Annotated in this window: 18 protein-coding genes and 1 pseudogene; 10 read left to right on the top strand and 9 right to left on the bottom strand. The window is 62.7% G+C overall.

Annotation, left to right across the window (positions count from 1 at the left end; all coding sequences use genetic code 11):
- Nucleotides 1–4: 4 nt before the first annotated feature.
- The 5 genes and pseudogenes from D3654_RS03420 (at nucleotide 5) to pntB (ending at nucleotide 6,081) form a co-directional block, all read left to right on the top strand.
- On the top strand, nucleotides 5–1,216 hold the full coding sequence (locus D3654_RS03420) for a serine hydrolase domain-containing protein (RefSeq protein ID WP_245413067.1): 1,212 nt from the start codon (nucleotides 5–7) through the stop codon (nucleotides 1,214–1,216).
- A 34-nt stretch (nucleotides 1,217–1,250) separates the two neighbouring features.
- The gene (locus tag D3654_RS03415; protein ID WP_162943604.1) at nucleotides 1,251–1,436 is read left to right on the top strand and encodes a YegP family protein; all 186 of its coding nucleotides are present in this window, start codon (nucleotides 1,251–1,253) and stop codon (nucleotides 1,434–1,436) included.
- Nucleotides 1,437–1,709: 273 nt separating this feature from the next.
- A pseudogene (locus D3654_RS03410) lies at nucleotides 1,710–2,225 on the top strand (ATP dependent DNA ligase); the annotation flags it as partial.
- 824 nt (nucleotides 2,226–3,049) lie between these two features.
- Nucleotides 3,050–4,612: a Re/Si-specific NAD(P)(+) transhydrogenase subunit alpha gene (locus tag D3654_RS03405; protein ID WP_120520123.1), complete on the top strand. Its 1,563-nt coding sequence runs from the start codon at nucleotides 3,050–3,052 to the stop codon at nucleotides 4,610–4,612.
- The gene (gene pntB / locus D3654_RS03400; protein WP_205571720.1) at nucleotides 4,609–6,081 is read left to right on the top strand and encodes a Re/Si-specific NAD(P)(+) transhydrogenase subunit beta; all 1,473 of its coding nucleotides are present in this window, start codon (nucleotides 4,609–4,611) and stop codon (nucleotides 6,079–6,081) included. Before D3654_RS03405 ends, pntB begins: the two co-directional genes overlap by 4 nt.
- Before the next feature lie 465 nt (nucleotides 6,082–6,546).
- Here the strand turns inward: pntB and D3654_RS03395 are convergent, their stop codons facing one another.
- From D3654_RS03395 to D3654_RS03375, 5 genes are all read right to left on the bottom strand, one after another.
- Nucleotides 6,547–7,854 (bottom strand): MFS transporter, encoded by a 1,308-nt coding sequence (locus D3654_RS03395; RefSeq protein WP_120520122.1) that lies wholly within the window; start codon nucleotides 7,852–7,854, stop codon nucleotides 6,547–6,549.
- A gap of 998 nt (nucleotides 7,855–8,852) precedes the next feature.
- On the bottom strand, nucleotides 8,853–10,106 hold the full coding sequence (locus tag D3654_RS03390) for a metal-dependent hydrolase family protein (RefSeq protein ID WP_120520121.1): 1,254 nt from the start codon (nucleotides 10,104–10,106) through the stop codon (nucleotides 8,853–8,855).
- Between the two features lie 63 nt (nucleotides 10,107–10,169).
- Nucleotides 10,170–10,652 (bottom strand): GAF domain-containing protein, encoded by a 483-nt coding sequence (locus D3654_RS03385; protein ID WP_245413066.1) that lies wholly within the window; start codon nucleotides 10,650–10,652, stop codon nucleotides 10,170–10,172.
- Between the two features lie 16 nt (nucleotides 10,653–10,668).
- Complete coding sequence (locus D3654_RS03380; protein ID WP_120520120.1) at nucleotides 10,669–12,342, bottom strand: hydantoinase B/oxoprolinase family protein; 1,674 nt, start codon at nucleotides 12,340–12,342, stop codon at nucleotides 10,669–10,671.
- Between the two features lie 10 nt (nucleotides 12,343–12,352).
- Entirely contained in the window at nucleotides 12,353–14,404 is a 2,052-nt protein-coding gene (locus D3654_RS03375; RefSeq protein WP_245413065.1) for a hydantoinase/oxoprolinase family protein, read from the bottom strand.
- A 496-nt stretch (nucleotides 14,405–14,900) separates the two neighbouring features.
- Between D3654_RS03375 and D3654_RS03370 the strand changes: the two genes are divergently transcribed.
- Genes D3654_RS03370 through D3654_RS03360 form a run of 3 tightly spaced genes read left to right on the top strand, consistent with a single transcriptional unit; the run spans nucleotide 14,901 to nucleotide 18,096 of the window.
- Nucleotides 14,901–16,253 carry an MFS transporter gene (locus D3654_RS03370; protein WP_245413064.1) on the top strand — a complete coding sequence of 451 codons (1,353 nt, stop codon included), beginning with the start codon at nucleotides 14,901–14,903 and terminating at the stop codon, nucleotides 16,251–16,253.
- On the top strand, nucleotides 16,250–17,101 hold the full coding sequence (locus D3654_RS03365) for an aspartate/glutamate racemase family protein (RefSeq protein ID WP_245413063.1): 852 nt from the start codon (nucleotides 16,250–16,252) through the stop codon (nucleotides 17,099–17,101). Before D3654_RS03370 ends, D3654_RS03365 begins: the two co-directional genes overlap by 4 nt.
- Nucleotides 17,098–18,096, top strand: a complete 999-nt coding sequence (locus D3654_RS03360) for a zinc-dependent alcohol dehydrogenase family protein (RefSeq protein WP_120520118.1) — start codon at nucleotides 17,098–17,100, stop codon at nucleotides 18,094–18,096. The genes D3654_RS03365 and D3654_RS03360 overlap by 4 nt, the downstream gene beginning before the upstream one ends.
- Before the next feature lie 81 nt (nucleotides 18,097–18,177).
- Here D3654_RS03360 and D3654_RS03355 read toward each other — a convergent pair whose 3' ends face one another.
- The 3 genes from D3654_RS03355 to D3654_RS03345 are packed head-to-tail and all read right to left on the bottom strand — an operon-like array spanning nucleotide 18,178 to nucleotide 22,014.
- Nucleotides 18,178–19,707, bottom strand: coding sequence for a helix-turn-helix domain-containing protein (locus D3654_RS03355; protein WP_245413062.1), 1,530 nt, complete (start codon nucleotides 19,705–19,707; stop codon nucleotides 18,178–18,180).
- Entirely contained in the window at nucleotides 19,700–20,782 is a 1,083-nt protein-coding gene (locus D3654_RS03350; protein WP_120520117.1) for a DUF917 domain-containing protein, read from the bottom strand. Before D3654_RS03350 ends, D3654_RS03355 begins: the two co-directional genes overlap by 8 nt.
- Nucleotides 20,779–22,014 carry a hydantoinase/oxoprolinase N-terminal domain-containing protein gene (locus D3654_RS03345; protein WP_245413061.1) on the bottom strand — a complete coding sequence of 412 codons (1,236 nt, stop codon included), beginning with the start codon at nucleotides 22,012–22,014 and terminating at the stop codon, nucleotides 20,779–20,781. The genes D3654_RS03350 and D3654_RS03345 overlap by 4 nt, the downstream gene beginning before the upstream one ends.
- A gap of 301 nt (nucleotides 22,015–22,315) precedes the next feature.
- Between D3654_RS03345 and D3654_RS03340 the strand changes: the two genes are divergently transcribed.
- The gene (locus D3654_RS03340; RefSeq protein WP_120520115.1) at nucleotides 22,316–23,710 is read left to right on the top strand and encodes an FAD-binding oxidoreductase; all 1,395 of its coding nucleotides are present in this window, start codon (nucleotides 22,316–22,318) and stop codon (nucleotides 23,708–23,710) included.
- Between the two features lie 375 nt (nucleotides 23,711–24,085).
- On the opposite strand, the gene D3654_RS03335 is transcribed toward D3654_RS03340, so the two are convergent.
- Nucleotides 24,086–24,229, bottom strand: coding sequence for a hypothetical protein (locus tag D3654_RS03335; protein ID WP_205571719.1), 144 nt, complete (start codon nucleotides 24,227–24,229; stop codon nucleotides 24,086–24,088).
- Between the two features lie 127 nt (nucleotides 24,230–24,356).
- Here D3654_RS03335 and D3654_RS03330 point away from each other — a divergent pair, with 127 nt between their 5' ends.
- Nucleotides 24,357–25,094 carry an NmrA/HSCARG family protein gene (locus tag D3654_RS03330; protein WP_120520114.1) on the top strand — a complete coding sequence of 246 codons (738 nt, stop codon included), beginning with the start codon at nucleotides 24,357–24,359 and terminating at the stop codon, nucleotides 25,092–25,094.
- Nucleotides 25,095–25,629: the final 535 nt, after the last annotated feature.

Below are 25,629 nucleotides of genomic sequence, written 5' to 3'. Positions count from 1 at the left end.
CATCGTGGCACTCAAATCAGAAGACCCCCTATCCGGCATCACAGGGGGAGGTTTCCCGGAAGGCATTGATCTGGAAAACTGGCAAACCTCCCAACACCTGCACTGGAGCTTCCAGCACATCGCCGATTTCCTTCCCACAGCCGTGATTTCACGCGGAACCGGACCAGCCGCAATCCTCACCCCCGAGCCGGCAACCCTTGACGCCATCCCCGTCACCCCGGTAGCCGAAGGCGCTCCATCGACTGTCCGGCAGGTGATCGAGGCCACCGACACCGACGGCTGGGCGGTCCTTCACCAAGGGAAGCTGATCGTCGAGGAATACTTCGGGGGCATGAGGGCCGACTCCTCACATCTGCTGATGTCAGTGAGCAAATCCCTCATCGGCGCCGTCGCGGGGACCCTGTCGGATGGGGGCGTCCTCGACGTTGACGCCCCCATCACAAGCTATGTCCCGTCGCTGAGTGGGTCTGGGTACGACGGGGCCACCGTCCGGCACCTGCTGGATATGCGCTCCGGGATCGCATTCTCAGAGAACTACCTGGATCCCCTCGCCGAGGTGCGCCGGCTGGAGGAAGCCATCGGCTGGGCACCACGCATCGACCCCGCGCTGCCCTCCACCATGTACGGATACCTCCGGACCCTGCAACAGAAAACCTTCCACGGCGGCGTCTTCGAATACCGCTCCTGCGAAACCGATGTCCTGGGGTGGGTCTGCGAAGCCGCAGCCGGCGAACCCATGCCGACCCTCATGTCCCGTCTCCTGTGGACCAGGATCGGCGCCGAAAATGACGCCACCATCGGCACCGACCAAGTCGGTACCGGCATGTTCGATGGCGGTATCAACGCCTGCTTGCGCGACTTGGTCCGCTTCGGATCCCTGTTCCTTAACGACGGCCAGTCCCTCACGGGCGAAACGGTACTCTCACCCAAATGGATAGCCGAGACGCTCCAGGGCGACCCCGACACCCGGGAAGCCTTCCTCTACAGTCCGGGCGATAACAGAATGCCAGGAGGGATGTACCGCAACCAGATCTGGTTTCCCTACCCCGGCAACGACATCCTGCTCTGCCTGGGCATCCACGGCCAAATGATCTACATCAACCGCCCCGCCCAACTCGTAGCCGCAAAACTCTCCAGCTGGCCGCTGCCCCAGGACGCCAACAAGATCTTCTCCACCATCCGGGCGTTCGACGCAATCGCCGCGAGCTTGTCCTAAAGCGATGCCAAACGACACAACCCAGGACAGCCCCGTGACTGGAAGATACGAACAGTTCACGGATGATTCAGGCCAGCATGCGTTCCGTCTCACATCCCCCGACGGAAAGCTGCTCGCCAGCAGCAACGGCTTCAGTTCAGCGGCTGAAGTACTCGAAGGCATCGAGATCATGCGATCACTGGTCTCAACGGCGACCATCGTCGACATGACAAGAACATAAAGAAACCATCGTAAGCAGGTGCGGGGCCAACCCCATTCTCACCGGCCAGGAGGGTCCTGCTTGGGTTTCACTCAGGACCGCCCTAACACCCGTCTAGGGCGGTCCGGTGTGGGGACACCGGAGCGATCGTTTCGCTGCTGCCGCCGCAATGTCCCCGACCACCGCATCGTCATTTCAGACACCCGCGTAGTAACCGATCATCCGTCGACACAGCAGTCGACAGAACTCCTCAAATGGAAGGCCTCCAACAACACGCTCAACTTGACAGGGAAGGTGAAGGCAGTGGGCTCGACCTACGCCGCCGGGCGCCGGGGTTCGAACTGGATCAAGGTGAAACCGGTACTCACTTACGACTTGGTGGTGCTCGCCTGCGAATGGGGGTCAGGACGGCGCACCGGGCTGCTGTCGAACCTGCACCTCGGAGCCTTGGACCCCGTTGGCGAGTTCGGTGAACCCGGCGGCTACGTGATGGTGGGCAAGACTTTCAAGGGCCTCACCGACGCGCTGCTGCAATGGCAGACTGAAAGGTTCCAGGAGCTGGGGGTGCGGCGAACGGCAGGAACTGTCTGGACGCAGCCGGTCACCGTCGTCGAGATCGCCATCGACGGCGTCCAGCACTCTCCCCGCTATCCCGGTGGAATCGCCCTTCGGTTCGCACGCGTCAAGCGCTATCGTGACGACAAGACGGCCGCGGAGGCCGACACCATCCAGACGTTGCGCGCACTGCTCCACACCCCACGGGGCAGAGAGGTATCACCCCAGTCGGCGGAACCGGATTCGGGAACGTAGAGCTCGAGCAGGCGCTCGACATCCCCTGGGTTGAGCTCGCGGTCCAATCGCCGGCGGTGAGTTTGCCATCGGGTCCAGCAGGTTGTTTGTCGGTCAGGTGTTCAGTGCCCATCTGCAAGTCCGGAAGATCCCGCATGACGGATCGCCCTTCCGGCCCCCGCAGTCCGGAATGTCCTCACAAAGATCAAGGAGAAATGCTCCGACAGCAGGGTCAGTGGGATGCCCTCGGAAGCGTTACCGACGGCAGATATATCTTATTGCAATCTTTGATATATCAATTCTAAGATGGGTCGGGATCCGCTGAAGGATCGCTTGTTGACTCAATGAGGAGTAAGCCAGATGCACCGACGCGCGCACCATCTCGAATGGCCGGGCACTGATCTCCTTCAGCTTGGCGCAGGCCGCGGCGCTTGGAAAATTCAGAGGAACTGCGTTTTCCTGCCATCTTGGCGACATCGACATTTCGACGGCATCGCAAAGTGTCGAGGCTACGACCAGGGCGACCGCCGACTGTTATACGGGCAACTGCCCCGGCCCTGAAGTTCCGCACCGCCCCGAGGCCCTGGCCGAGAAGCTTGGAGTGGGCACGCCGGGTCTGCCGCAGGTCCGTGCGAAGTGCAGACGGAGCATGTCCGCTTCATCGCACTGCGTGAGGGACAACGTGCAGCAACCATTTACGGCAGCACTTCTCGACCAGCGGTCTGGATGAAGCAAGGCAGCAGATCCTGTTCAACCGCACCGCAGATGCATCGGATCGGTCGCGCATCGAGCGGGCACAGCAGATGCAGTATTTCCCAGGCACCACATCCTAGAGAGAGAAAATATTGACGCGTATAGGCATTGTGGCCGAGCTAGGTCGCGAAACGAGGGTGGCGGCTACGCCTGCCACTGTGAAGCAGTTGTTGGGTTTGGGCTACGACGTTGTAGTCGAAAAGGGCGCCGGAGAGTCCGCGTCTTTCCGGAACGAAGAATATGCTGCGGCGGGCGCTTCGATCGTAGGTGCCGAAGATGCGTGGGGCAGCGACGTGGTGCTCAGGATCAATCCGCCCACCGAAAACGAAATCAACCGCCTTGCAGAAGGCGCCACTCTCATCAGCATGTTGAGCCCTGGGTTGCGCCCGGAGCTGGTAGAGGCCCTGGCAGCCCGGCCCATCACCGCTCTTGCCCTGGATGCCGTACCGCGCATCTCCCGGGCGCAGTCAATGGACGTCCTCAGTTCGATGGCAAACATCGCGGGTTACCGGGCCGTCATCGAAGCAGCGCATGAGTTCGGCAGGTTTTTCACCGGACAGGTCACCGCCGCGGGCAAGGTGCCGCCGGCGAAGGTCCTCGTCGCTGGTGCAGGCGTCGCCGGCCTGGCGGCGATCGGAGCGGCGAGCAGCCTCGGCGCAATCGTGCGGGCAACTGATCCGCGGCCGGAGGTTGCAGATCAGGTGAAGTCCATCGGCGGGACCTACCTCAAGGTTGAGGTAGAGGAGGAAATGAAGTCCTCCGACGGGTACGCGAAAGCAACGTCGGAGGCCTATAACAGGCGCGCGGCGGAAATCTACACCGAGCAGGCGCGTGACGTTGACATCGTCATCACCACGGCCCTGATCCCGGGCCGTCCCGCACCGAAACTCCTCACGGCCGACGACGTGGCCGCAATGAAACCCGGCAGCGTGATCGTGGATATGGCGGCCGGGCAGGGCGGCAATGTGGAAGGCTCCGTGGCAGGGGAACGCATCGTTACGGAGAACGGTGTCGTCATCCTCGGCTACACGGATCTCCCCGCCCGGCTTCCGGCCCAGGCTTCCCAGCTGTACGGGACCAACCTCCTCAACCTCCTCAAGCTCCTCACCAAGGACAAAGACGGCCAGCTCACCATCGATTTCGATGACGTAGTCCAGCGCTCCGTGACCGTGGTGCGTGACGGCGAAAAAACCTGGCCGCCGCCCCCCGTCCAAGTCTCCGCAGCACCCGCCGCCCAAGCGGACGCTACACGCGCAGAGGAGGGCCCTGCCGGCGAAGCAGCGAAGACGGGACTGAGCCCGGCCGGCAAGGCCGGTCTTATCGCTGCAGGAATTGCATTCCTCTTCGGGATCAACGCGGTGGCACCGGCTCCCCTGCCCCAGCACTTTACCGTTCTGCTGCTCTCCGTCGTCGTGGGGTTCTACGTCATCGGCAAGGTCCACCACGCCCTGCACACTCCCCTGATGTCCGTCACGAACGCAATCTCCGGGATCATCGTCGTCGGCGCGCTGCTGCAAATCACCTCGGAAAGCCTCATTGTGCAGGCCCTCTCCGCTGTCGCCGTCCTGCTTGCCAGCATCAACATCTTCGGTGGCTTCGCCGTCACCCGGCGCATGCTCGCGATGTTCTCCAAGGGAAATAAGGCGCAGGGATGAGCACCGTACACGAAGCAACTGGAATTCTCACGAGGAGCACCACAGTGACCGACACCGCCGCCGGTCTGTTGACCGCAGAATCCGTGGCCGGAGCAGCGTACATCGTTGCGGGCCTCATGTTCATCCTCAGCCTTGCCGGTCTTAGCAGGCACGAAAAAGCACGCGCAGGGGTCATCTACGGCATTTCAGGAATGATCATTGCCCTGGCAGCCACCATTTGGCTGACCCTCCAGGATGCCTGGGGCTCAGGCACCGGCCTCTTGGGTCTCGCCCTGCTCCTTATCGCGGTCCTGGTAGGCGCGGCTATCGGCCTGTGGCGGGCCCGGGCAGTACAAATGACCGGAATGCCTGAACTCATCGCCCTGCTGCACAGCTTCGTTGGCCTGGCCGCAGTGCTGGTCGGGTGGAACGGACACCTGGAAGCTCCCGAACTACCCGAAGCCCTCCAAGGCATCCACCACGCCGAAGTGTTCATCGGGGTCTTCATCGGAGCCGTCACGTTCACAGGCTCTATCGTCGCGTACCTGAAACTCTCCGCCCGGATGAAGTCGTCACCGCTGACCCTGCCGGGCAAGAACGTCATCAACCTCGGCTCCCTGGCCGCCTTCGTCGCCCTGACCATCTGGTACGTCAACGACACCCAGCTGTGGCTGCTGGTCGTTGTCACCCTCCTCGCCCTCGGGCTCGGCTGGCACCTCGTCGCCTCCATTGGTGGCGGCGACATGCCCGTCGTCGTCTCCATGCTCAACAGCTACTCCGGCTGGGCGGCAGCAGCCGCAGGATTCCTGCTCAACAACGATCTGCTGATCATCACCGGCGCCCTGGTCGGCTCCTCCGGCGCCTACCTGTCCTACATCATGTGCAAGGCCATGAACCGGTCCTTCCTCTCCGTGATCGCCGGTGGCTTCGGCATCGAAGCCCCCAAGACCGGAGACACTGACTACGGCGAGCACCGTGAAATCTCTGCCCAGGCAACCGCCGAACTGCTGACCAATGCCTCCAGCGTCGTCATCACCCCCGGCTACGGCATGGCCGTGGCACAGGCCCAATATCCGGTCGCGGAACTCGCGCATCAACTCCGCGAGCGCGGCGTAGACGTCAAATTCGGCATCCACCCGGTCGCCGGCCGACTGCCCGGACACATGAACGTTCTCCTCGCCGAAGCCAAAGTCCCCTACGACATTGTCTTGGAGATGGACGAAATCAACGACGACCTCAACGAAACCACCGTTGTCCTCGTCATCGGAGCCAACGACACCGTCAACCCTGCAGCAGCAGAAGACCCAGGCAGCCCCATCGCCGGAATGCCCGTCCTCCGCGTTTGGGAGGCCGAAAACGTCGTCGTCTTCAAACGCTCCATGGCCGCGGGCTACGCGGGCGTCCAAAATCCCCTCTTCTTCCGGGAAAACTCCCAAATGCTCTTCGGCGACGCCAAACAGAGGGTCGAAGACATCCTCCGCGCCTTCTGACCGAACGCACCTTCCAAAGATGAGGAGAGACCATGCGCAGAAATCGAACAGCATTCCCTGGCCTGGTTCCGACAGCGCTTCCTCCGCGTATGCCAGATGAGATCGTGGGCAAAGAGGAAGCCTATGCGCGCGCCTTCGGGATCGACGACTTCTGTGCATCCCCTTGGATAGGCCTTCACTACAGACATGAGTTCTTGCTGCACTACAATCACGAACTGTTGGAATATCAATATCCGAAGGATTAGGCGCGCGGTGTTGAGCCGGAACAGGACTCTCCGTCTGCGTAGTAGCTCCGGCCTCTTTGGAGAGGATCACGGTCAAGAAGGCCTGGGCGAAAACTTCTGAGCAGGGACATGGGAGGCGTCATGACGCCTCCCATGTCCCTGCTCACGCCTGGATTCCTTGAACGCTGACGTTTCACCCCGCGGCAGTTCCCGCAACCGCTCCGGTGACGCTAATTCTGAATCAGGGCCGTAGCTTGCGCGGGACCGCAAACACGACCGCGGCGCCGATGACCGCGAAGACGGCGAACATGTAGAAATTCAGCTGCCACCCGAGTGCCAGGCTGGCGACTGCTCCGCCGATGACCGGACCGCAGATTGCGCCGACCCTCCCGACCCCCAACGACCAACTGAGGGCGGTGGCGCTAAGGGACTGCGGGTAGTGCGTGGCGCAGTAGCCTCCGACGAGGATCTGGGTTCCCACCGAGCCAAGGCCGGCGAAGGCGACGATCACAAGGAGCATGCCAAGCGGCAGTTGGAGCGTCAGCATCAGGATCGCGGCAAAGGCGACCACGAAGGAGGCTGTGACAACCTTCTTGATGCCGACCCGGTCGGCGATGATGGAAGCGCTCACGGAACCAACAATGGCTCCGGCGTTGAGTACGAGGAGGAACGTCAGGGAGTCCCCCAGGTTGAAGCCGGCCTGACGCATGATCTGAGGCAGCCAGGTGTTCAGGCCGTAGACCAGAAGCAGGCCACAGAAGTTCGCCAGCGCAAACAGGATGGTCGACAGCAGGAACTTACGGGTGAAGATTGTCCGGAGGCTGGACTTTTGGGTCCGGCCTTCAGACGGCTCCCGGGACGGAACGATGTCCGAATAGACCAGACCGTAGCGGTCTGCCGTGTCCACCGCTTCGGCGGTGCGGCCGCTGCGGGCGAGGTAGGCCACGGATTCGGGCAGCAGCTTCCAGGCCACCGGCAGAAGGGTTACCAGCGGCAGGGCGCCGATGGCGTAGAGCCAACGGAATTCGATATGCGGCAGGAGGTTGATTGCCAGAAGCGAAGCCCCGACGCCGCCGACCGAGTAGCCACTGAACATCACGGCATTGGCAATTTGTCGCCGCTCTTTGCGGGCGTATTCAACAGTCAGGGCGATACAGGTGGGGACAACGCCTCCCAGGCCGAGACCAGTAAGAAACCGCAGTGCGCCGAACGCTTCTGCAGACGGCGCAAAAGCTGTGGCAAGCATACAGATCGAAAACAACGTAATGCTCGCCAACATGATCCGACGCCGGCCAAGCCTGTCAGTGAGGACGCCGACCGACATCGTCCCGAGGAGCATGCCGATGAGGGCGAGGCTGCCGATGACACCCGCCTGTGCCGTCGTGAGCCCCCATTCCTGATACTTCAGGATGGGGGGAACTGTCGATCCGTAAATCACGAGGTCGTATCCGTCGAAGACGATGGTGACAAAGCAAAGAAGGAGAACCGCGCGCCCCTTCCACGCCGGCGGGGCCTCGGTTCTGGTTGCCGTTGGCAGTAGCTGCTCCATGGGTTCCTCTGTTCTGACGATGCGATATGTGGGGTGGATCACGCCCATGATGTCACGAGTTGTTTACGACAGTAAATAGAACGACATATACTTGTTTTGACGGTCGTAGCGATCAAATCGATGCCTTCGGGTTGCTACCGCCGACGGATCACGGTTTCAAAGAAGACAGCGGCATGGCCTTTGATCGCTTCGAGGCTCGGGTGTCCGGAACGGGTGGCGACGGGTGAAGAGATGAGGCACTGTGAAGGAGCAAGACCCCCGACCAGCCCGGGAAGGCGAGGCGCTCGAAGTAGCAAAAGGCCCCCGAAGGGGCCTACCCGGAACATTTAGTCCACGCTCAGCGACAACAGGCCCCTGACCAGTGACAATACTGTGCCCGCGGTGGGACGGAGCCGGGTGTCCGACCCCGGTACGGTCCAGTCCGTCGGCGAGGGCGTGCACATTGTGCACACCCCGTTTTTCCGCTTGGAGTCGGGTGCGACGTGGCCGATCTTCTTGACGGAAGTAAACCACGACAGCATGTCATGGCCGATGGAGCCGCTGGACCGTCCGCATGTTGGCCAGCTAGGCTTCGATCCAACTGTGTGGGTTCAAGATGCGTGCCGCGGCGGCGCAGGCAGTACACGCGTTGCACCGTGTTTTAGGTTCGGGAAGGACCAACTGAAAGCTTGATCCCAAAGCACCTCAGCCATTTCCTTCGGAATCCCAAAACCTACACAATGGCGTCCACCAATCCCCCGGCAAGCCACCCGGATCCCCACGGCTCCCGGCTGCCCATCCGACGTGAAATCAGGCCATTGCGCGGTTCGAGGAACTGACGGACACAGACCTTTGATGTCCTTTCCTCCACTTACATGGCGCCGAACCTCCGGGACTGAGACGTGTTCAATGAAGGCCTTCGCGGGTCATCCCGAGCGGAACTCTGTCCGACAAAGACGCTGCGAAAGGGCTGGTGACGTGGACGCCGATGGGGTCAGTGAGTCCGCCTTCCGGCTTTCTCAGGCAACCGGAACGTTCAACGTTAGGTCCGCATCGATCCGAAGGGCACCGCTGGAGATGACCTGCCCGTCCTTGATGACGGTTCGCGCCTTGCTTTCGTCCCACAGGATCGAGGCGTCGTGGAAGGGATTCCCGTCCAGCACTACCAGGTCCGCACAGGACCCTTCCGTAATCCTTCCCAGGTCATCGCGCAGAAGCAGGGCGGCGTTGGTTGATGTTGCCGACCGAAGGGCGCCGTAAACGCCAAGCACTTCGCACTGCAGGCGGAGTCCGGCCAGTTGCTCATCCTCGAGTTCACCCATCAGGTCTGTTCCGAACCCAATCCGGACCCCGGCGTCCCTAGCGAGCGCCACAGCGTTCCTCCCTGCTTCTAGCACTTCCCGGTTCTTGGCCGCTCCCACTTCGGTGAGGCCGACTTCCCCTCCACGCCGTTCCATCGCCTCGTAGGTCACCAAGGTGGGAACCAAATAGACGTCGTTGTCAGCCATTAACCGCGCGGTTTCTGCATCGAGCAGATTGCCGTGCTCGATGCAGCGAACCCCGCTAAGTACAGAATGGCGAATGGCCTCGGGCGAGTAGGCGTGAGCCGTCGCGTAACTGCCCCGACGGGACGCCTCGTCCGTTACGATCCGGATTTCCTCCGCGCTGTACTGCGGAACCCGAATCGGATCGACCGGTGAGACGACCCCTCCGGAGGTCATGAGCTTTATCGCAGAGGCACCGGTCCGGAAGCGGTGACGCACAGCCCGCAGAAGCTCGTCGGCGCCGTCCACCACTTCGCACATATGGCCGCCATGGAAGCATGCTCCGTCGTTCGCGGCCCGGATATCGCCGTGGCCGCCAGTCTGGCTTAACGCCGGTCCCGTGAAAAAGTAGCGCGGACCGGGGTACAGGCCCTCCTCGATGGCGCTGGCAAGGCCAACGTCACCGCCCGCCACGTCACGGACGGCAGTGAACCCCCGGAGCAGCGCAGCCGCGAGGCGCCTAGCCCCGGCAAGTGCGGAATAGCTCAGCGGCCCCGTCTCGTTCCTGGCGGAAGTCAGGCTGAGTGCGTAAGCATGGAAATGCGCATCTATAAGTCCTGGAATCACGGTTCGGCCGCCGGCGTCAAGCACGGCACCAGTCTCTTCCACCTCCCGCCCTATGGCGGTGATCCGGCCATCCCGGATGCTGACGGAGCCCTCAAGCAGCTCGGGTGATTCACCATCGAAGACCAGGGCATTCCGTATTGTCAGGCTTCCTTGAGAGGTCACGGGTGTTTCCTTCCTGTGGTCCCTCGCGGGGCGGCCCCCAATATGTGCCGCCCCGCGAAGGAACTAGTTGGCGTTGGTAAGTGCTTTCTCGAGCAGCCCGACAGACCGCCGTGCGAGGTCAACCGCTGCATCCACCGAACGTTGGTCGTAGCTGCCCTCCGGGCCGAGGAAGTTCATGGATCCGATAGTCTGGCCACTGCTCACGACCGGGACGTTCACGATAGCCCCGCAGCCCAATGACTCGATGGTTGCCGAGTCAAAAAAGAACGAGCGGACCGCTTCCTTATCGGCCCCTAGGAACGGCTGCTGCCCGTTAATCACCTGTTCAAGCCACAACTGGTTCGTATCCCCGGCCAAGGTCTTCTTCCCGCCCACAGGGTAGACACGGGGATGGGTGGTGTAGACGCGGGCCATGCTGGCGCCGTCGTCCGCCACGACAGAGACGGTAAAGAGAGTGACGCCGACTGCCTTCAGGGCGTGAGCGTACACGTCGTCAAAGGATTCAAACTGGGAACTCATAAAGTCCTTTCCGTTCTTGATGGCCATCAGATGGCGATGGTGTCTAGTAGCCGTAGTGCGTCTTGGCGAAGTCCTCGGTGATAAAACCGTTGACAATGTCATAGGTGACGTCCTCGCGGGAGCGCTTGGAGACCTCGCCGAAGCCGCCGCCGCCTCCCACGGCGAGGCGGACGACGTCGCCGGCCTTGACCTTGCGGGCGTTCGCCTTCAGCGCGCGGACCTCGTCAACCCGGCCGGGGTTGATCACAACTTCCGGGCCCATCGCGTCTGAACCGCCGAAGAGCCCCCAGGCGGGGGTCTTCGACCGTTCGAACCAGAGCCCCACCACGCAGTCGGCCAGGAATTCGTATTCGCGCACCACGCCGTTGCCGCCGCGGTACTGCCCGGGCCCTCCGGAATTGGGGCGGATGGAGTACTCGTTGATCCGGAACGGGTAGCGGGTCTCCAGCATCTCGATGGGCAGGTCCTTGAGGGAGCCGTTGACGTTGTTGATCATGGCTGACTCACCATCCGTGCCCTGCCAGGCACCCCAGCCGCCCAGGGTTGCCTCCATGGTGACGAAGTTCCGTCCGAAGCGGGCGTCGAAACCGGCTGCGGTGATGATCATTGAGTCGCCGTGGCTGGCGCTGGCCACGCGATCCGGCATAGCTGGGGCCATCGCCTTGGAGACGAGGTCAATCAGCAGCCCAAGGTGGGAGAAGTACCACTGGCACGCGGCAGGTGTTACGGCCCCGAGCACCGAGCCGGACCGCACTTGGGTGGTCATTGGCCGGAAGGAACCGCCATTAGAGTTGGACTCCGGGCTGACAAGGAGTTTGTAGCCCACGCGCAGGGCCGAGACGGCCTGGGCAGCACCACAGTTGACCGGGCCCAGGGTCTGGTCGGCCGATCCGGTGACGTCGAAGTCAACCGTGTCATCCGCGACAGTGATCCGCAGCTTGATCGGAATGGGAGTGTCCAGATCGATGCCGTCGTTGTCGAGAAAACCTTCAGCCTCGTAGACCCCGTCGGGGATGTTCCGGACGGTCGCGCGCTCGATTTCCTCGGTTTGGCGGAAGATCTCATCCCGGGCGGCATCCAGTTGCTCCATGCCGTACCTGTCCACGAGCTCCTTCATCCGGGTGGTCCCCATCCGGAGGGCTGCGATCATCGCATGCATGTCGCCGATGGTCTGGTAGGGGAAGCGCACGTTGGTCCGGATCAGCTCCACAACCGAAGTCTCGATTCCGGCTTCGACCAGCTTGACCGGCCCCATCCTGAAGCCTTCCTGGAAGATGTCCGTCGAGTCCATCGAGCCGCCGACATCCTTGGATCCCATATCCATCCAGTGCGCACGCGTGGCCGCGAATCCGACCACCGCGCCGTCGTCGAAGATCGGAGCAAACAGGGTCACATCGTTCAGGTGGGTGCCGCCCAGGTATGAGTCGTTGAGGATCCAGATGTCTCCTTCCTGCCAAACCGCGCGGCCGTACATCTCCTCCACAGCGATGGAACAGGTTTCGAGGTTGCCCAGGAAAAGCGGCAGGCCGGCGGACTGCCCGAGCACGCGGTGTTCGGTGTCCAGCAAGGCCACGACGCAGTCCCCGCCCTCGTAGAGGATGGGTGAGTACGCGGAACGGATCAGGGTGGCGTTCATGTCATCCGCGGCGCTGGTGAGCGCGTTGCGGATGATTTCCACGGTAACGGGATCCAGGGTCTTGACTGCTGCAATTGTCATTGTTGGTACCTCAGTTTCCTTCGACGTCTTCAGAGCGGATGACCAGTGAGCCGAACTCGTCGACCTTGACATTGAACCCGGGGGGAACCACCGTGGTGGCGGTCTGCTCCACGATGATGGCCGGTCCTTCGAATGTGTGGCCGGCGCCGAGGTCGTCCCGGCGGACCACGATGGTGTCCTGCTCGATGTGGTCAAAGATCACCGGGCGGACTTCGTGCTTGAACTCCGCGCCCTTTGCGGTGACGTAACTGGGAGCTTCCAGCCGTCCCAGGTCGCCGACGGCCTGCGTGCGCAGCGTGACGATTTCGATCGGGGCGCCGAGGTTGGAGTGGCCGTAGCGCTCGTGGTACATCGCGGAGAAGCGGGCAGCGAGGTTGGCGACGAAATCCGGGGACTCGGGTTCGTCAGCGGAGGCCAGGGGAACGTTCAGGGAGAACTCCTGCGATTGATAACGGACGTCCACGGACGCCGTCGTGGTGCGGCTTTCCTCCGGGACCCCTTCCGAGACCAGTGACGTCAGGCCTTCGACTTCCATCGAGCGCAGGATGCCGGCCATGTCTGCCACGTCGATGTCTTCGTCGAGGTAGAAGTAGGGCTCGGAAAAGTCCTTGCGGATGCTGGTTTGCAGCATGCCCCAGGCCGAGAAGGCTCCGGGGAAGCGGGGAACGACCGTTTCCGGAATGCCGAGTTCCTTGGCGAGGAAGACGGCGTGCATGGGTCCGGCTCCGCCGAAGGCCACGAGGGCGAAGTCGCGGGGTTCGATGCCTCGGGAGATGGTGATGGTCCGGATGGCCTGGGCCATCTGCGAATTGGCCACGTCGCAGATGCCTTCCGCCATGGCGATGGGGTCCAGGCCGAGCTGGTCACCGACGGTTTTGAGGGCTGTTATCGCGGCTTCACGGTTTAAGGCGACCTGTCCGCCGGCGAACCAGTCGGGGTCGACTCGTCCGAGCACCAGGTTGGCGTCGGTTACGGTGGGTTCCGTCCCGCCGCGGCCGTAGCAGGCGGGTCCGGGGTTGGCTCCTGCGGAACGCGGTCCCACCCGGAGGCCGCCGGCCTCGAGCCAAGCGACCGAGCCGCCGCCAGCGCCTACGGTGTGGATGTTCACGACGCTCATGAGCATCGGCAGGCCTTCAAGGTGTGCTTCCGTGGAGACGTCAGGCTTGCCGTCGACCACCAAGGAAACGTCAAAGGATGTGCCGCCCATGTCCACACCGATGAGGTTGCGGTTTCCGGAGACACCGGCCAGTTCGACATCACCCATCGCACCGCCGACGGGGCCGGAAAGCAGGGTCTGCAACGGGCGCTTGCGGGCGGACTCGGCGGTGAGCACGCCGCCTGAGGACTGCATGATGTGCAACGGGGCTTCCACTCCCCGCTCAGCGAGCTTCTCTTCCAAGTCCAGGAGGTAGTTGCGTACGACCGGACCTGTGTAAGCCTCGACGACGGCGGAAGACGTGCGCTCGTATTCGCGCCATTCCTTGGCTGCTTCGTGCGAGAGGGAGACTGTGAACTCTTCCCCGAGTTCCTCGAGCAGGATTTCGCGGGCCCTCAGCTCGTGCGAGGGGTTCTTGTAACTGAACAGGAACGCAACGGCGACGGCGCCGTAGCCCTCCTCGACTGCCCGGCGCGCCGCTTGGCGGACCGCCAGTTCGTCCAACGGCCGGAGTTCCCGGCCTTGGCTGTCCAGCCTGCCACCGACGCCGACGACGTCCTTGCGCTCGACGAGCGGGGCAGGCTTGCGGTACTGGGCGTTGTAGAGCTCAAGACGGGGGCCGCGGGCGATGTGATAGGTATCTTCGATGCCGGCGGTTGCCAACAGCAGCACGGGAACCCCCCGACGTTCCAGGAACGCGTTCAGGCCCTGGGTGGTGCCGTGGACCAGGAACTCGATGTCCGATAGATCTTCAACTATGGATTCGAGGCCTGCGATGACTCCGGCACTCAGGTTTCCCGGCGTCGTTGACGCTTTCGTAGCCGCGTAGGTTGCGGCGTCCTGATCGTACGCCACGATGTCCGTAAAGGTTCCGCCGATGTCCATCGACACTCTGTAGTTCGGCACGTGTATCTCCTCATGGAATGGAAGTTTGTGTGTGGGAGATCACGGTACATAAGGCGCCGATCAAGTTGGTGGACATACTGCATGATTGGGCTGCAGCCAGATGGGCAGAGTGCATAGCGGTGCCGTGCGGGCACCGTAGTTGTCGGGGCCGGCGGCTTCTCCAGTCCAAGAGGCAAAACAAAAGCGGCCAATAGAGAGCCTCCCCTTATCCCGAAGAAGGCAAAGGCCTTTTTGCCCCTGCGCTCGGAGTGCGCGTCGAGAGGGGTAGTGCTTTACGCCCAAACGGACGGATCAAGAAAGTGCAAAGTGAACACCGACTGGATGCTCCCCGTTTGTAGTGTGATTGCAATCACTCGCGGGAGGCCGGGAAGAGCCGCTCCGAGTGGAAGCTCGGGTGAACTGCTCCGAGGTGAATTCCTTGATATCCGGACTGTTCTCCGTGCACAGAAACGCTGCGTGTACCCCTTATCCCGTTCAATATTTTGGAGGTCAAGTCATGTCCCATATCGACCCACTCATTTCAGCGCAACCGCCCGGGATCGCAAGCCCGCCTCGCTCCATGGCCGTCGGGCACGCGTTCCGCGACATGCCTTTCGGATCCATCCACCTCAAAATTTGCGCGGTCCTCTTCTGCGCTTTCGCAATCGAAGCATGGGAAATGCTCATGCTCACCTACGTTGCTGGTGATCTGGCTGCTAGCCTGCAGGTCGGCATGACGCAGGTAGGAATCGCCATCTCGGCGCTCTTCCTGGGCATGATCCCGGGGTCACTAGTTTGGGGTCCCATCTCTGACCGGATCGGCAGGAAAGCCACGTGTGCATGGAGCTTCGCCGGTTATGGCGTCTTCGCGCTCCTGAGTTGCTTCGCCCCGAACTTTGAGACCCTCTCGGTGGCTCGCTTCCTCGCCGGCCTGTTGTTCTCCGGCGTCTTCACTGTGACTTTCCCCTATTTTGAGGAGCTGCTCCCTGTTAAGGTGCGTGGAAAGGCCACGGTCTACCTTGCCGCAGGGTGGCCCATTGGAATCCTGGCCGCCCTCGGCACCGCTGCTCTGCTTGGAGGGCACGGCTGGCGCTGGGTCATAGCCGTCAGCGCACTCGCCAGCCTGTGGGGCATTGTCCTGTACAAGGTCGTTCCGGAATCTCCGTACTGGCTCGCGCGACGGGGGCGGAACGACGACGCGCACGATGTCCTCGACCAACTGGGAGCACGCGGCGTCTCCCGTGGCACCATTCTCACAGTGTCGGACGGTAAGAAGCAGTCCATCTGGGGCCTTTTCAGGGGGAGGATGGGCCGGATCACGGTCATTCAAGTCCTCATCAACTTCACCTTCTCCTGGGGCTACTGGGGACTTCAATCGTGGATGCCAACATTGCTTGAAGGGAGAGGACTGAGCGCCTCATCAAGCTTTTCCTTCATCGCCCTAAGCGCGGTCCTCATGATCCCCGGATACATGACGGCTTCCTACCTGACCGGACGTTTTGGCCGCAAATGGATTTTCACGCTCTACGTCCTCGCCGCGGCAGGCGGAGGCTTCTTCTTCGGGACAGCCTCATCCGAGACCGAGATGTACATCGGCATGTTCGCACTGGCCTTCTTCGCCCTGGGAGCCTGGGGTGTCTGGGACACGTGGATGGGTGAGTTCTATCCCTCGGCCCTTCGTGGCTCAGGGTACGGGTTCGGGATTTTCGGTCAGCGCGTCGCAAATACGGTCGCACCGAGCCTCGTCGGGTTCCTCCTTGCCTCGGCCACGGGCGCCACCTCGACGATTCTGTTTATCAACATGTTTTTGTTTGCCACGGTCATCCTCGGCCTGTTCCTGCCCGAAACCGAAGGAAGTGAATTGGAATGATCACCCCCACCGACAACCTCGACGTTCTGTCGGAGAACGCCCGGATCCTATGGATCAACCCGCTCTACACCGATGCGTACAACCACGCGATGGCGGATTCCTTCCGCCGGATCGTCCGTCCCGGCACCGAAGTTGATGTCGTTTCCCTTGACGGAGAAGGCCCCTCCCACGTTGAATACAACGCCTTCGAGGCACTCATGCTTCCACGGTTGTTGCGAACGGTGCGGTGGGCGGAAGACGAAGGGTATGACGCCTGCGTCATCGGTTGCTTTTACGACCCGGCGCTGCGCGCGGCACGCGAAATCACCGATCGCATGGTGGTTGTAGGCCCGGCGCACTCGGCGCTGAGCATCGCCGGAAGTCTGGGCGAGCGGTTCTCCATCCTCGTCGGACGGAAAAAATGGATTCCGGAGATGGCCGAGAACGTCCATCGTTGCGGCGCATCAGAGCGTCTTGCCTCATGGCGCGTGCTCGAGATGGGCGTGGATGACTTCCAGGCGGACCCTGCACTCACCGAAAAGCGGATCATGGCCGAAGCCCGCGAGGCCGTCGAGCAGGACGGCGCAGACGTCGTCATCCTCGGCTGCACGGCCGAATTCGGATTCTTCCGAACGGTTCAAGAGGAAATCGGCGTGCCTGTGATCGACGCTACTGTGGCGCCGCTCAAACACGCTGAGCAACTCGTCGACTCGGTTCGTCGGTTCGGTTGGACGCACAGCAAGCGCCTGGGCTACGACGGGCCTACGGTCCAAGAGCGCCAGCGGTTCTTCCCTGCTCTCGAGCCAAAGCACATGGTGTCAATGACTCCGGCGTCCGCGTTGACTGACCGCTCGCTGGTCCGGCGATGAGCAAGCCGGAATCCGCGGTTGTCTTCCGCAAGTTCGGCGGCCCCGAAGTGCTGACCGTCGAAGCTGCTTCTCCACGTCAAGTCGGCGAAAACGATGTCCGCATCAACGTCGCAGCCTTCGCCCTTAACCGGGCAGATCTGATGTTCATCCACGGCGAGCACTACACCATCCCGGTGTTCCCCTCGCGCATCGGGTCCGAGGCAGTGGGTACCGTCACCGAGATTGGCAAGAACGTCACCGCTTTCAAGATCGGCGACCGCGTCACGAGCATTCCCTTCTTCACTACAACGGACGGCGTGCAGGGAACAACAGCCGTCCTACCGGCAGACTACCTGACCCTTGCTCCACCGGAGCTTACGGATGCCCAGGCCTGCTCTGTTTGGATGCAATATCTCACTTCTTACTTTGCCTTCGCGGAGGCCGCCAACCTCGGACGCGAAGACACAGTGCTCGTCATTGCCGGCGCCAGTTCTGCCGGGCTTGGCGCCATCGAGATCGCACGAGCACTTGGTGCGAAGGTGGTCGCGACGACACGGTCGGAGAAGAAGCGATCGCTCCTCCTCGAGGCCGGCGCAAACGAAGTGGCCCTCGTGGGAGTCGACGACCTCGGCGAGGTCATCGACCGCGCCACCGACGGCAAAGGCGTGCGGGTCGCTTTCGATCCTGTCGGAGGAGGGTCCCTCGGCACCTACGTCGATCACCTCGCACCCAACGCCGTCATTTTCGGATATGGAACCCTGAGCGATTTGCAGCCCGTTATCCCTATGGCCGCAATGTGCAGGACCCAATCGACTTTCCACCCATACTCAATGTTCAACCACGTCGGCCGCGCCGATCGGCGGCAGCGAGGTGTCGACTTCATCCTCGAGCGGATTAGCTCCGGGGCCCTGCGGCCCAGAGTCGACAGGGTCTTTGCTTTCGACCAGGTGCTCGATGCCTACCACTACATGGAGTCGAACGAACAGTCAGGAAAGATTGTCGTCGAACTTAACTAACCCTGACGCGCCTGGATCCGTGTCCGCGGAGCAGTCCGGCGGGCACGGACCCCGGGTCGGGCCCAAGCATGGACCACGCCGTCACGGACTGCTGTCGGAGCTGGGCCCTGGAGTGTTGGCTTGGTCTGGCATGGATCTCCGCAGCACGTGGGCGATGAGGTGGACGGACAGCAGCTCAGAGGGGTTATCAAGCGGAACACCGAGTTCCCGCGCCCGGTTAAGCCGCGCCTGCAGGGTGTTCCGGTGCAGGTTGAGGAAGGTCGCAGCGAGGCTGACTGAGCCGCGGTGATCGAGGAAGGCGGCCACTGCGGTAATGATCACGTCGCGGTCAGGGGACGTCATCAGTCGCGGCAGTGATAGTTCTGCAACAAGCGCGACGGCGTCGATGTCGACGAAGCTTGTGGCAGCGGCCGCCCCGAGGCTGGCGAAACCCAGCACCGTGCCGGGCCCAGCTGACCGGACGGATTCAGCGGCCAGCCGCGCCTCACGCACGATCGAAGCCAGCGCCGGGGTATCCTCCTGCCATCGGGACAATCCTGCCACCAGGCCGAGCTCGGCAAGAGCTGGCCCCAGACGTGTTCTGATTCGGTTTTCGAGCTGGGTCGAGGCGTCCTGATCCCCCGCCGGTACGAGCGCCAGCCAACCGCCTTGAACCTCAGCCAAGGGACTGCGTAATGTGACCTTGCGCCAGAGCAGGCGCAAGACGGCCGTGAGCTCGGGCCGATGGTCTTGCACTTGCCCGCCGCGGAACCACACGGCCACGTACAACTCCCCTTCGCGCCAGCCCAACTGGTTCAGCAGATGTCGGTACTTTTCCCCGAACTCCGCCCCTGACGCGGCCGGGTCCTGATCCAGCCCGGCGATCGCTGCCGTGGGAACGGCCCGGGAAGTGCCGAGCAGGTCCTCTAACAGCCAGGAAGCCTTCACCGCAGGGGTGGCTACCTCGAGAATCGAGCGGACCAGCCGCAGGTTGTGGTCGCCGGAAGCGGGCACACGGGCCGTGAGGGTGAAGCGGACGGCGCTGTTGGCCTCGCCGACTTCCATGGTGATGACTTCGTCAGTCTCCCGTGGAGGCATTCCGGCAGAAGCCAGAACCACGCCGTCGTGCTCCAGCGAAACTCCGAACCCGTCCAATTCCCTGGAAATGGTCTTGATGACATCGCTGAGTGTGGTGTCCTTTGCGACTGTGCGGGCAAACCTGGCCAGTTCCGCATCGACCACTGACAGGGCCGCTCCGATCTCTGCCGCCAGCGCCAAGGCGAGCGCTGCAGGATCCCCGTCAGTGGCCAGCAGCGTGATGCCCAACCGCTCCGCCAGTCCGACCGCCGCGCTTGCGTAGACGCTGCCGGCCACGACGACGGCGCCTGCCCGCCGCTCCCAGGCGAGTCGCAGCGCCGCGGACACCAGCCACCCCCCTGATCCCATCTCCGCTGAGAGGACCACCACAGTATTGGGCCGCACCTGCCGGATTGCCTCGAGCTGGGAGACGAGAACAACACCTTCTATCAGCCCGCTGGACGGAGCGAGATATAGCGCCGTGGTGCCACGGAGCGAGCCATGCGCCAATAACCCTGCGACGTCGAGCCGGGTTTCATCTTTCGCTCTACGCATGACGCCGCCTTGGATGCACGATCGGAATGCCGAAGGCCTTCGGCTCGGTGAGATCCAGCCCCGACTCCGTGTACCACTGCGCCGCTGCCGTAATCTTCACTATGTCGACGACGTCTCCGAGCTGGACGTCGTCGGTGTTGACCACCGTGCCCTGCTCGGAATTGAGCAGCGTCACCATGTCCGGGACGGCTGCTGTTACTGCACCGTCCACGAGGACCAGCAGGATCTCATTCTGGATTTCAAGTCGGATGATTCGTCCGGTGGTTTCGTCGTCGAGCGTCACGCTCGACGGCTGCGCCGGCAGGCCGAGGTCGGTAGGCCGGGAGAGGCTTTCGATGTGGCTCACGCGGGCTCGGGCGATGCGCGTGGTGCCGAGGAACTCATTGAGCATTAGGAGCTTTTTCTCAACCGCGGTGTCAGCGTCGAGGATTTGCCCGATCCTGATCATCCGGCTGATCGTGCCGTGGACGCCATGCTCCTTCAGCTGTTGCGCGGAACACGGGTACATGGCGGTGGCTGCCCAGCCGCCCAGTTCGGTCACCAGTGCACGGACCAGCGTTTCAGCCCTCTGCGGGCTTTCGACCTCGACAACCGCCCGTTCTCCGGTTACCCCCATGAGCGCTATAGGGCCGATGGGCACGTTTCCAATATTCAGCGTCGTTTGGCTGATCAAGGGGAAGACGCGGCCCATGGGGTCGGAATCGATGACGGGCAGCGAGGACTGCAGCCCCACCATGAGGGGTACGATTCCGTTGATGTTGGCTGCGGCGAGCGAATAGACCGCCCGCACCGACCGGCCGAGACTGGCCTCGAGGGCGCGGATGCAGCCAAGGAACTCATCACCCACGGGAGGCATGTCGGCGATGAAAAGGCCCTGCGTTACCATTCCGACAGCCACCACCAGATCGTCGGGAGCAAGCTCGTCGACTGTGATGAGTTCCACCGACCGATCCTCCATTGCCCGTTGAATCATCTCTGCATAGATGTAGATGGCCGTCGGGTCGATGGTGCAGGTCAGGAAGTGGGCCCCCGTACGGAGGTTCCGAATGTCCTCCGGAGTGAGTACGCTGCTCATCGGGTGGTTCCCCGCATGGCTGCGGGCAGCACGCGTTCCTCGTCGGCGGACGTTTCTCCCGCGGCTTGGACCCGGATTCGAACGATTCCGGGATTGCCGTAGGGCATAGCGTAGACGTTCGATTCAATGATGCGGGTTTGCCCGGGGCCGGCGCCCAACTGAACCGCCGCTGAGTGGGCGTCCTCTTCGGCGAGGTTCTGTACGCGTTTCAGGTCAACCCGGCCGGTGACGGTCTCGAGCCTGTCGATCCAGGCCGTCAGCGGCGCCGCGGCAGTCCCTACCAGTGCGGCGTCCGGCACCGCCGGTAGAGTCGGCACCAGCCCGAAGGGCAGCGCGGTCTCCTGCCGCTCGCGCAGGTCGGCAATCACGGAGGGGACGTCGGTGCGAACCGGGTGGTGGACGGTGTACGGCTCGAGAATGGCGGCGTTGCTGGCGAGGCTTGCGTCAAATCCTTGGCGAATGAGGCTTCTGGCGACAGGCAGGCCTGCGCGGGTGTGGCCCACTGCGGCCCCGGCCTCCGTACAGAGAATGACCTCCCCCTCGGGGATTCCCGCCAACGTGGCCGCGCCAAGGATTCCCATCGCGGGCCCGGCGCGCAAGCCGTGAATAGGCGCCACGGTCAAGCGTGCGAGAGGTGCGCGGCCGCCGTCGTTCTTCGCAAAAGACAAATGACCGGCCGGGAACTGCCGCCGGCCTGCCTCCTCAAGCATCGCAGCCAGCTCTTCCCCCGTCTCCATCAGGGCGCTGTTAAGGATGGCCGTGTAGTCGCGGTCCCTGAAAACACTGGAATAGAAGTCACTGGAGATACTGATCCGCATATCTCTGTCGCTGCCGAGGATGGCATCGGCGATACGCGTTTCATGGTCCGTTGACGCCGTCGAACCCACGGACGTGATCGCCACGTTCCGCACGTCACCGGCAAGGATGCCAGGAAGATCGGCCAGGAATGCCTCCAGGTCCAACCGGGCCAAGGGCCGTCCCCGCAGGTCGTGACCCCCGCGGACATGAACCGTCCGTGTCACTGCCGGCTCAACAAGGGGTGGCAGCACGGTCATGTGAAAGGCATCCGCGGGAGGACGGGGCGAAATGCGGATGGCCACCACGTCGGCCAGTTTCCGCTCCGCCAGCACTCGTCCGACGTCGGCAGTGATCTCCGTGATGCCTGAGCCGAACTCCCGGCGGAGTCCTGAGAGGGACGAATCCAAGGCCTCCGGCAAGCTGCCCGCGAGCACCTCCCGAGCGGCGGAAACCACAGTCCGCCCGTCCAGTACAACGGCCCGGCAGCGGGTTCCCTGCAGCCGGAGTCCTACTCTCATGGTTCAGCTTCCTGCCTGGCGTCTGCCAAACGGTGAATACCTTCGCTGGTGAATATCTTCCCCGTATATGGAGTCAACTACCAGCCGTCATGCCTTTGGGCGCTGGGTGTGCCGGGCAGCGATGATGTCGATACCAAAGGTGATCCCCAGTTCCCTCCCTCTTGCCAGTTCGTTCGAACGGTGGGAATCTGCTCGGAGGAGAAAGGTCCGTAAGTCTATGGCTAAGGGCACGGAGATCGACGACGGTGCTGTCAATGAACTACAGACATCCTTTCGGGGTGAACTCGTTCGGCCGGAAGATGTTGGTTACGACAAGCATCGCAAGGTGTGGAACGGATCGATTGACCGCAACCCCGCCCTCATAGCCCGCTGCACCGGCGCCGCAGATGTACGTGCTGCCCTCCGGCTCGCCCGGTCGCAGGATCTGCTGGTCGCCGTGCGTGGAGGCGGTCATAGCTTTCCTGGGCTGTCAGTGTGCGATGACGGCATGCTCATCGATCTCGGGCTGATGAAGGGGATCCGAGTGGACCCGGAGGCTCGAACGGCACGTGTTCAGGCCGGCGTACTGCTTGGCGAACTCGATCGCGAGACGCAGGAGTTCGGTCTCGCTGTTCCTTCGGGAATCGTCACCCACACAGGAGTGGCGGGCCTCACGCTGGGCGGCGGCCTCGGGTGGGTCATGCGCAAGTTCGGACTCACAATTGATCAGCTTATGTCCGTGGACGTGATCACCGCCGAAGGCGAGCTGGTCAGGGCCAGCGAGGATCGGAACGCCGACCTCTTCTGGGGCGTGCGAGGCGGTGGCGGGAACTTCGGCATCGTCACTGAGTTCGAGTTCCGTCTTAATCCTGTGGGCCCCTACGTTATGGCAGGTCCGGTCTTCTGGCCGATGGAAGATGCCCCGGAAGTACTGCGGTTTTATCGCGGCTGGATCGCGGACTGCCCCGACGAGCTCATGACGATTGCCGTGCTGAGAAGGGCGCCGGCACTGCCGATCGTCCCGCCCGACCTGGTCGGAAAGCACGTCGTCGCGATCGCCGCCTGCTACGCGGGACCGGTCGAGGAGGGTGAACGAGCCCTGCGGCCGCTCAAGGAATTCGGCTCGCCTGTGCTCGATCTTTGCCGGCCGAAACCGTTCGTGGAGCATCAGAAGATGTTCGACCCGTCATTTCCCCACGGCTGGTCTTACTACGTCCGGTCCTGTGACGTCGCAGCCCTTAACGACGACGTCATCGACATCACGGTCGAGCACGGCAGACGTATCACCTCGCCGATCACCAGCATCGGCCTGTGGCAGATGGGCGGAGCGGTGGGACGGATCGACAACCGTGCCACCGCGTTCAATGGCCGCCAGGCCGGGTTCACCTTCAACATCAACGGCAACAGCAAGACCGCCGATGGCTTCGACGGTGAGCGCGAATGGGCCCGCAACTACTGGTCCGCCCTCGCGCCCCACCACACCAGCGTCTACGTCAACTTCCTCATGGAGGAGGGCGAGGATCGGGTCAGGCAGGCCTACGGTGCCGCTAAGTACGACCGACTCAAGGCACTCAAACGCAAGTACGACCCGACGAACTTCTTCACCCTCAACCAGAACATCAAACCCGACTGAAGGCGTTCGTTGCTGATGTTGGTCATGGGGATAAAGGCTTAGCGTTGAGTCGCATTGCGGTGGCAGGACAGGCCCTCCGGGCTGCCGGCGACCCTCCGCCACGGCGATGGGACGAGTTCTGCGCTTCAGTTGCCCTGCGGCACTCGTCCCCGGGTGGTCATTCACCGACTTCGGGATAGCGACGCCCCGCTGGATCATCCACCGCAGCACACCTGCGCGACGGACTTGCCGTGTACGGCGCCGATGGCGGCGACGGTGTCGCTTAATCAGCACGGCGATTCCCTGAGGTGGCGTGCACCCGCCAACCTCTCGTCAAAGTCCAGGGGCTGGTGACGTGGACGCCTATGGGGTCAGTGAGTCCGCCTTCCGGCTTTCTCAGGCAACCGGAACGTTCAACGTTATGTCCGCCGCGATCCGAAGGGCACCGCTGGAGATGACCTGCCCGTCCTTGATGACGGTTCGCGCCTTGCTTTCGTCCCACAGGATCGAGGCGTCGTGGAAGGGATTCCCGTCCAGCACTACCAGGTCCGCACAGGACCCTTCCGTAATCCTTCCTACGTAACCGGCGCTCTCATCCGTCCGGACGGGGCGTGGGCCGTTCCTTACGTGCCAGGTCAAATTTCCGGCCCAAATGGGATACTAAGCTATGGTTTTCTCCTCGGGCAGGGGCACTCCGGGTGTGGTGGCAGTGGTCGGTGCGACCGGCCGGCAGGGATCGGCCGTGGTCCGTCACCTCCTCAAAGACGGGTGGCAGGTGCGCGCCCTGACCCGAAATCCGTCCAGCAACGCTTCACAGGCCCTGCGCGCGCTCGGCGCTGAGGTTCAGCCGGCGAACACCGAGGATCCCGCCTCTCTTCGGATTCCGTTCGAAGGGGCATACGCGCTTTTCAACGTCCAGAATCCCATGACCAGTGGAATCGACGCCGAAGTCCGGCAAGGCAGCAACGTGGCGGAGGCTGCAGCTGAAGCGGGCATACGCCACGTGGTGTACGGGGCGGCAGGAGTCAGCGACCAGCCCACAGGCGTCGGCTCCTGGGACTCGAAGCTGGTCATAGCCCTGCGCTTTCGCGAACTCGGACTGCCGCTCACCGTGCTCCGGCCAATGGCTTTCATGGAACTGATGACGGACAAGGGTTACTACCCACAGTTTTCCACCTGGCACCTGATGCCAAAGCTGATGGGCCCGACCCGGCCGGTGGGCTGGCTGTGCGTTGACGATCTGGGTGCCATCGCCGCCCGGATGTTCGCCGACCCCGAACGGTGGAGCGGCGCGGTGCTGGGACTGGCATCCGACGTGCAGTCAATAGACGAGTGCCGCACCCCTATGGCAGGAACAGACCGGACGAAAGCCCCTTGGGTTGCCGATACCGGAGAAGCTGTTTGAACGGTTCGTGGGGAAGGACCTCACCACCATGTGGCGATGGCTGCAGACCGGACAATTCGACATGAGTACGCAGGCAACGCGCGAGGTCCTGCCGGAGGCCCGGACCATTAAGGAATGGCTGACACAACGGCCAAAGTGAGCGGTGCTGAGCAGCGCGGACCGCGGTGACTGCGGGGCTGCCGCTTGGCTTACCCGCTGGAGGCGAAAAGGCCAACCCGGCGGCAAGCACCCCCGGGGCGATCAGCAGAGGCACTTGTCAGCTTTGTACACACTTAAAAGCGATAACCCCTCTGACGAGGGGTTATGCTGTGCCCGAGGTGGGACTCGAACCGGGTTCCAAGCCCCTAGATTCCGCCACTCCCCCGAAAACATCGCCAATCCGGGCCAGTCCGGCCGATGTACGGCCCAGTCCGAAGCCGAATGTGTGGACAGTGTCCACACCTTCTTTTTGCCGTCCGCGACGGACCAAGCTCACAGGAGGTAAAGCAGCGCAGACCGTCGACGAGGTCCGAATCACCGACGCCGAGGCGTCAGG

Origin of the sequence: Arthrobacter celericrescens, assembly GCF_003614925.1 — a bacterium.
Classification (GTDB): domain Bacteria; phylum Actinomycetota; class Actinomycetes; order Actinomycetales; family Micrococcaceae; genus Arthrobacter; species Arthrobacter celericrescens.
The sequence above is the reverse complement of the archived record's forward strand: the minus strand, read 5'-3'. Positions and strand labels throughout refer to the sequence as shown.

Bases quoted from the DNA above. Each gene is read 5' to 3' on its own strand.
- pntB (WP_205571720.1), top strand. From the start codon at position 4,609: ATGAGCACCGTACACGAAGCAACTGGAATTCTCACGAGGAGCACCACA.
- D3654_RS03395 (WP_120520122.1), bottom strand. From the start codon at position 7,854: ATGGAGCAGCTACTGCCAACGGCAACCAGAACCGAGGCCCCGCCGGCG.
- D3654_RS03385 (WP_245413066.1), bottom strand. From the start codon at position 10,652: ATGGCCATCAAGAACGGAAAGGACTTTATGAGTTCCCAGTTTGAATCC.
- D3654_RS03380 (WP_120520120.1), bottom strand. From the start codon at position 12,342: ATGACAATTGCAGCAGTCAAGACCCTGGATCCCGTTACCGTGGAAATC.
- D3654_RS03370 (WP_245413064.1), top strand. From the start codon at position 14,901: ATGTCCCATATCGACCCACTCATTTCAGCGCAACCGCCCGGGATCGCA.
- D3654_RS03365 (WP_245413063.1), top strand. From the start codon at position 16,250: ATGATCACCCCCACCGACAACCTCGACGTTCTGTCGGAGAACGCCCGG.
- D3654_RS03360 (WP_120520118.1), top strand. From the start codon at position 17,098: ATGAGCAAGCCGGAATCCGCGGTTGTCTTCCGCAAGTTCGGCGGCCCC.
- D3654_RS03355 (WP_245413062.1), bottom strand. From the start codon at position 19,707: ATGCGTAGAGCGAAAGATGAAACCCGGCTCGACGTCGCAGGGTTATTG.
- D3654_RS03350 (WP_120520117.1), bottom strand. From the start codon at position 20,782: ATGAGCAGCGTACTCACTCCGGAGGACATTCGGAACCTCCGTACGGGG.
- D3654_RS03340 (WP_120520115.1), top strand. From the start codon at position 22,316: ATGGCTAAGGGCACGGAGATCGACGACGGTGCTGTCAATGAACTACAG.
- D3654_RS03330 (WP_120520114.1), top strand. From the start codon at position 24,357: ATGGTTTTCTCCTCGGGCAGGGGCACTCCGGGTGTGGTGGCAGTGGTC.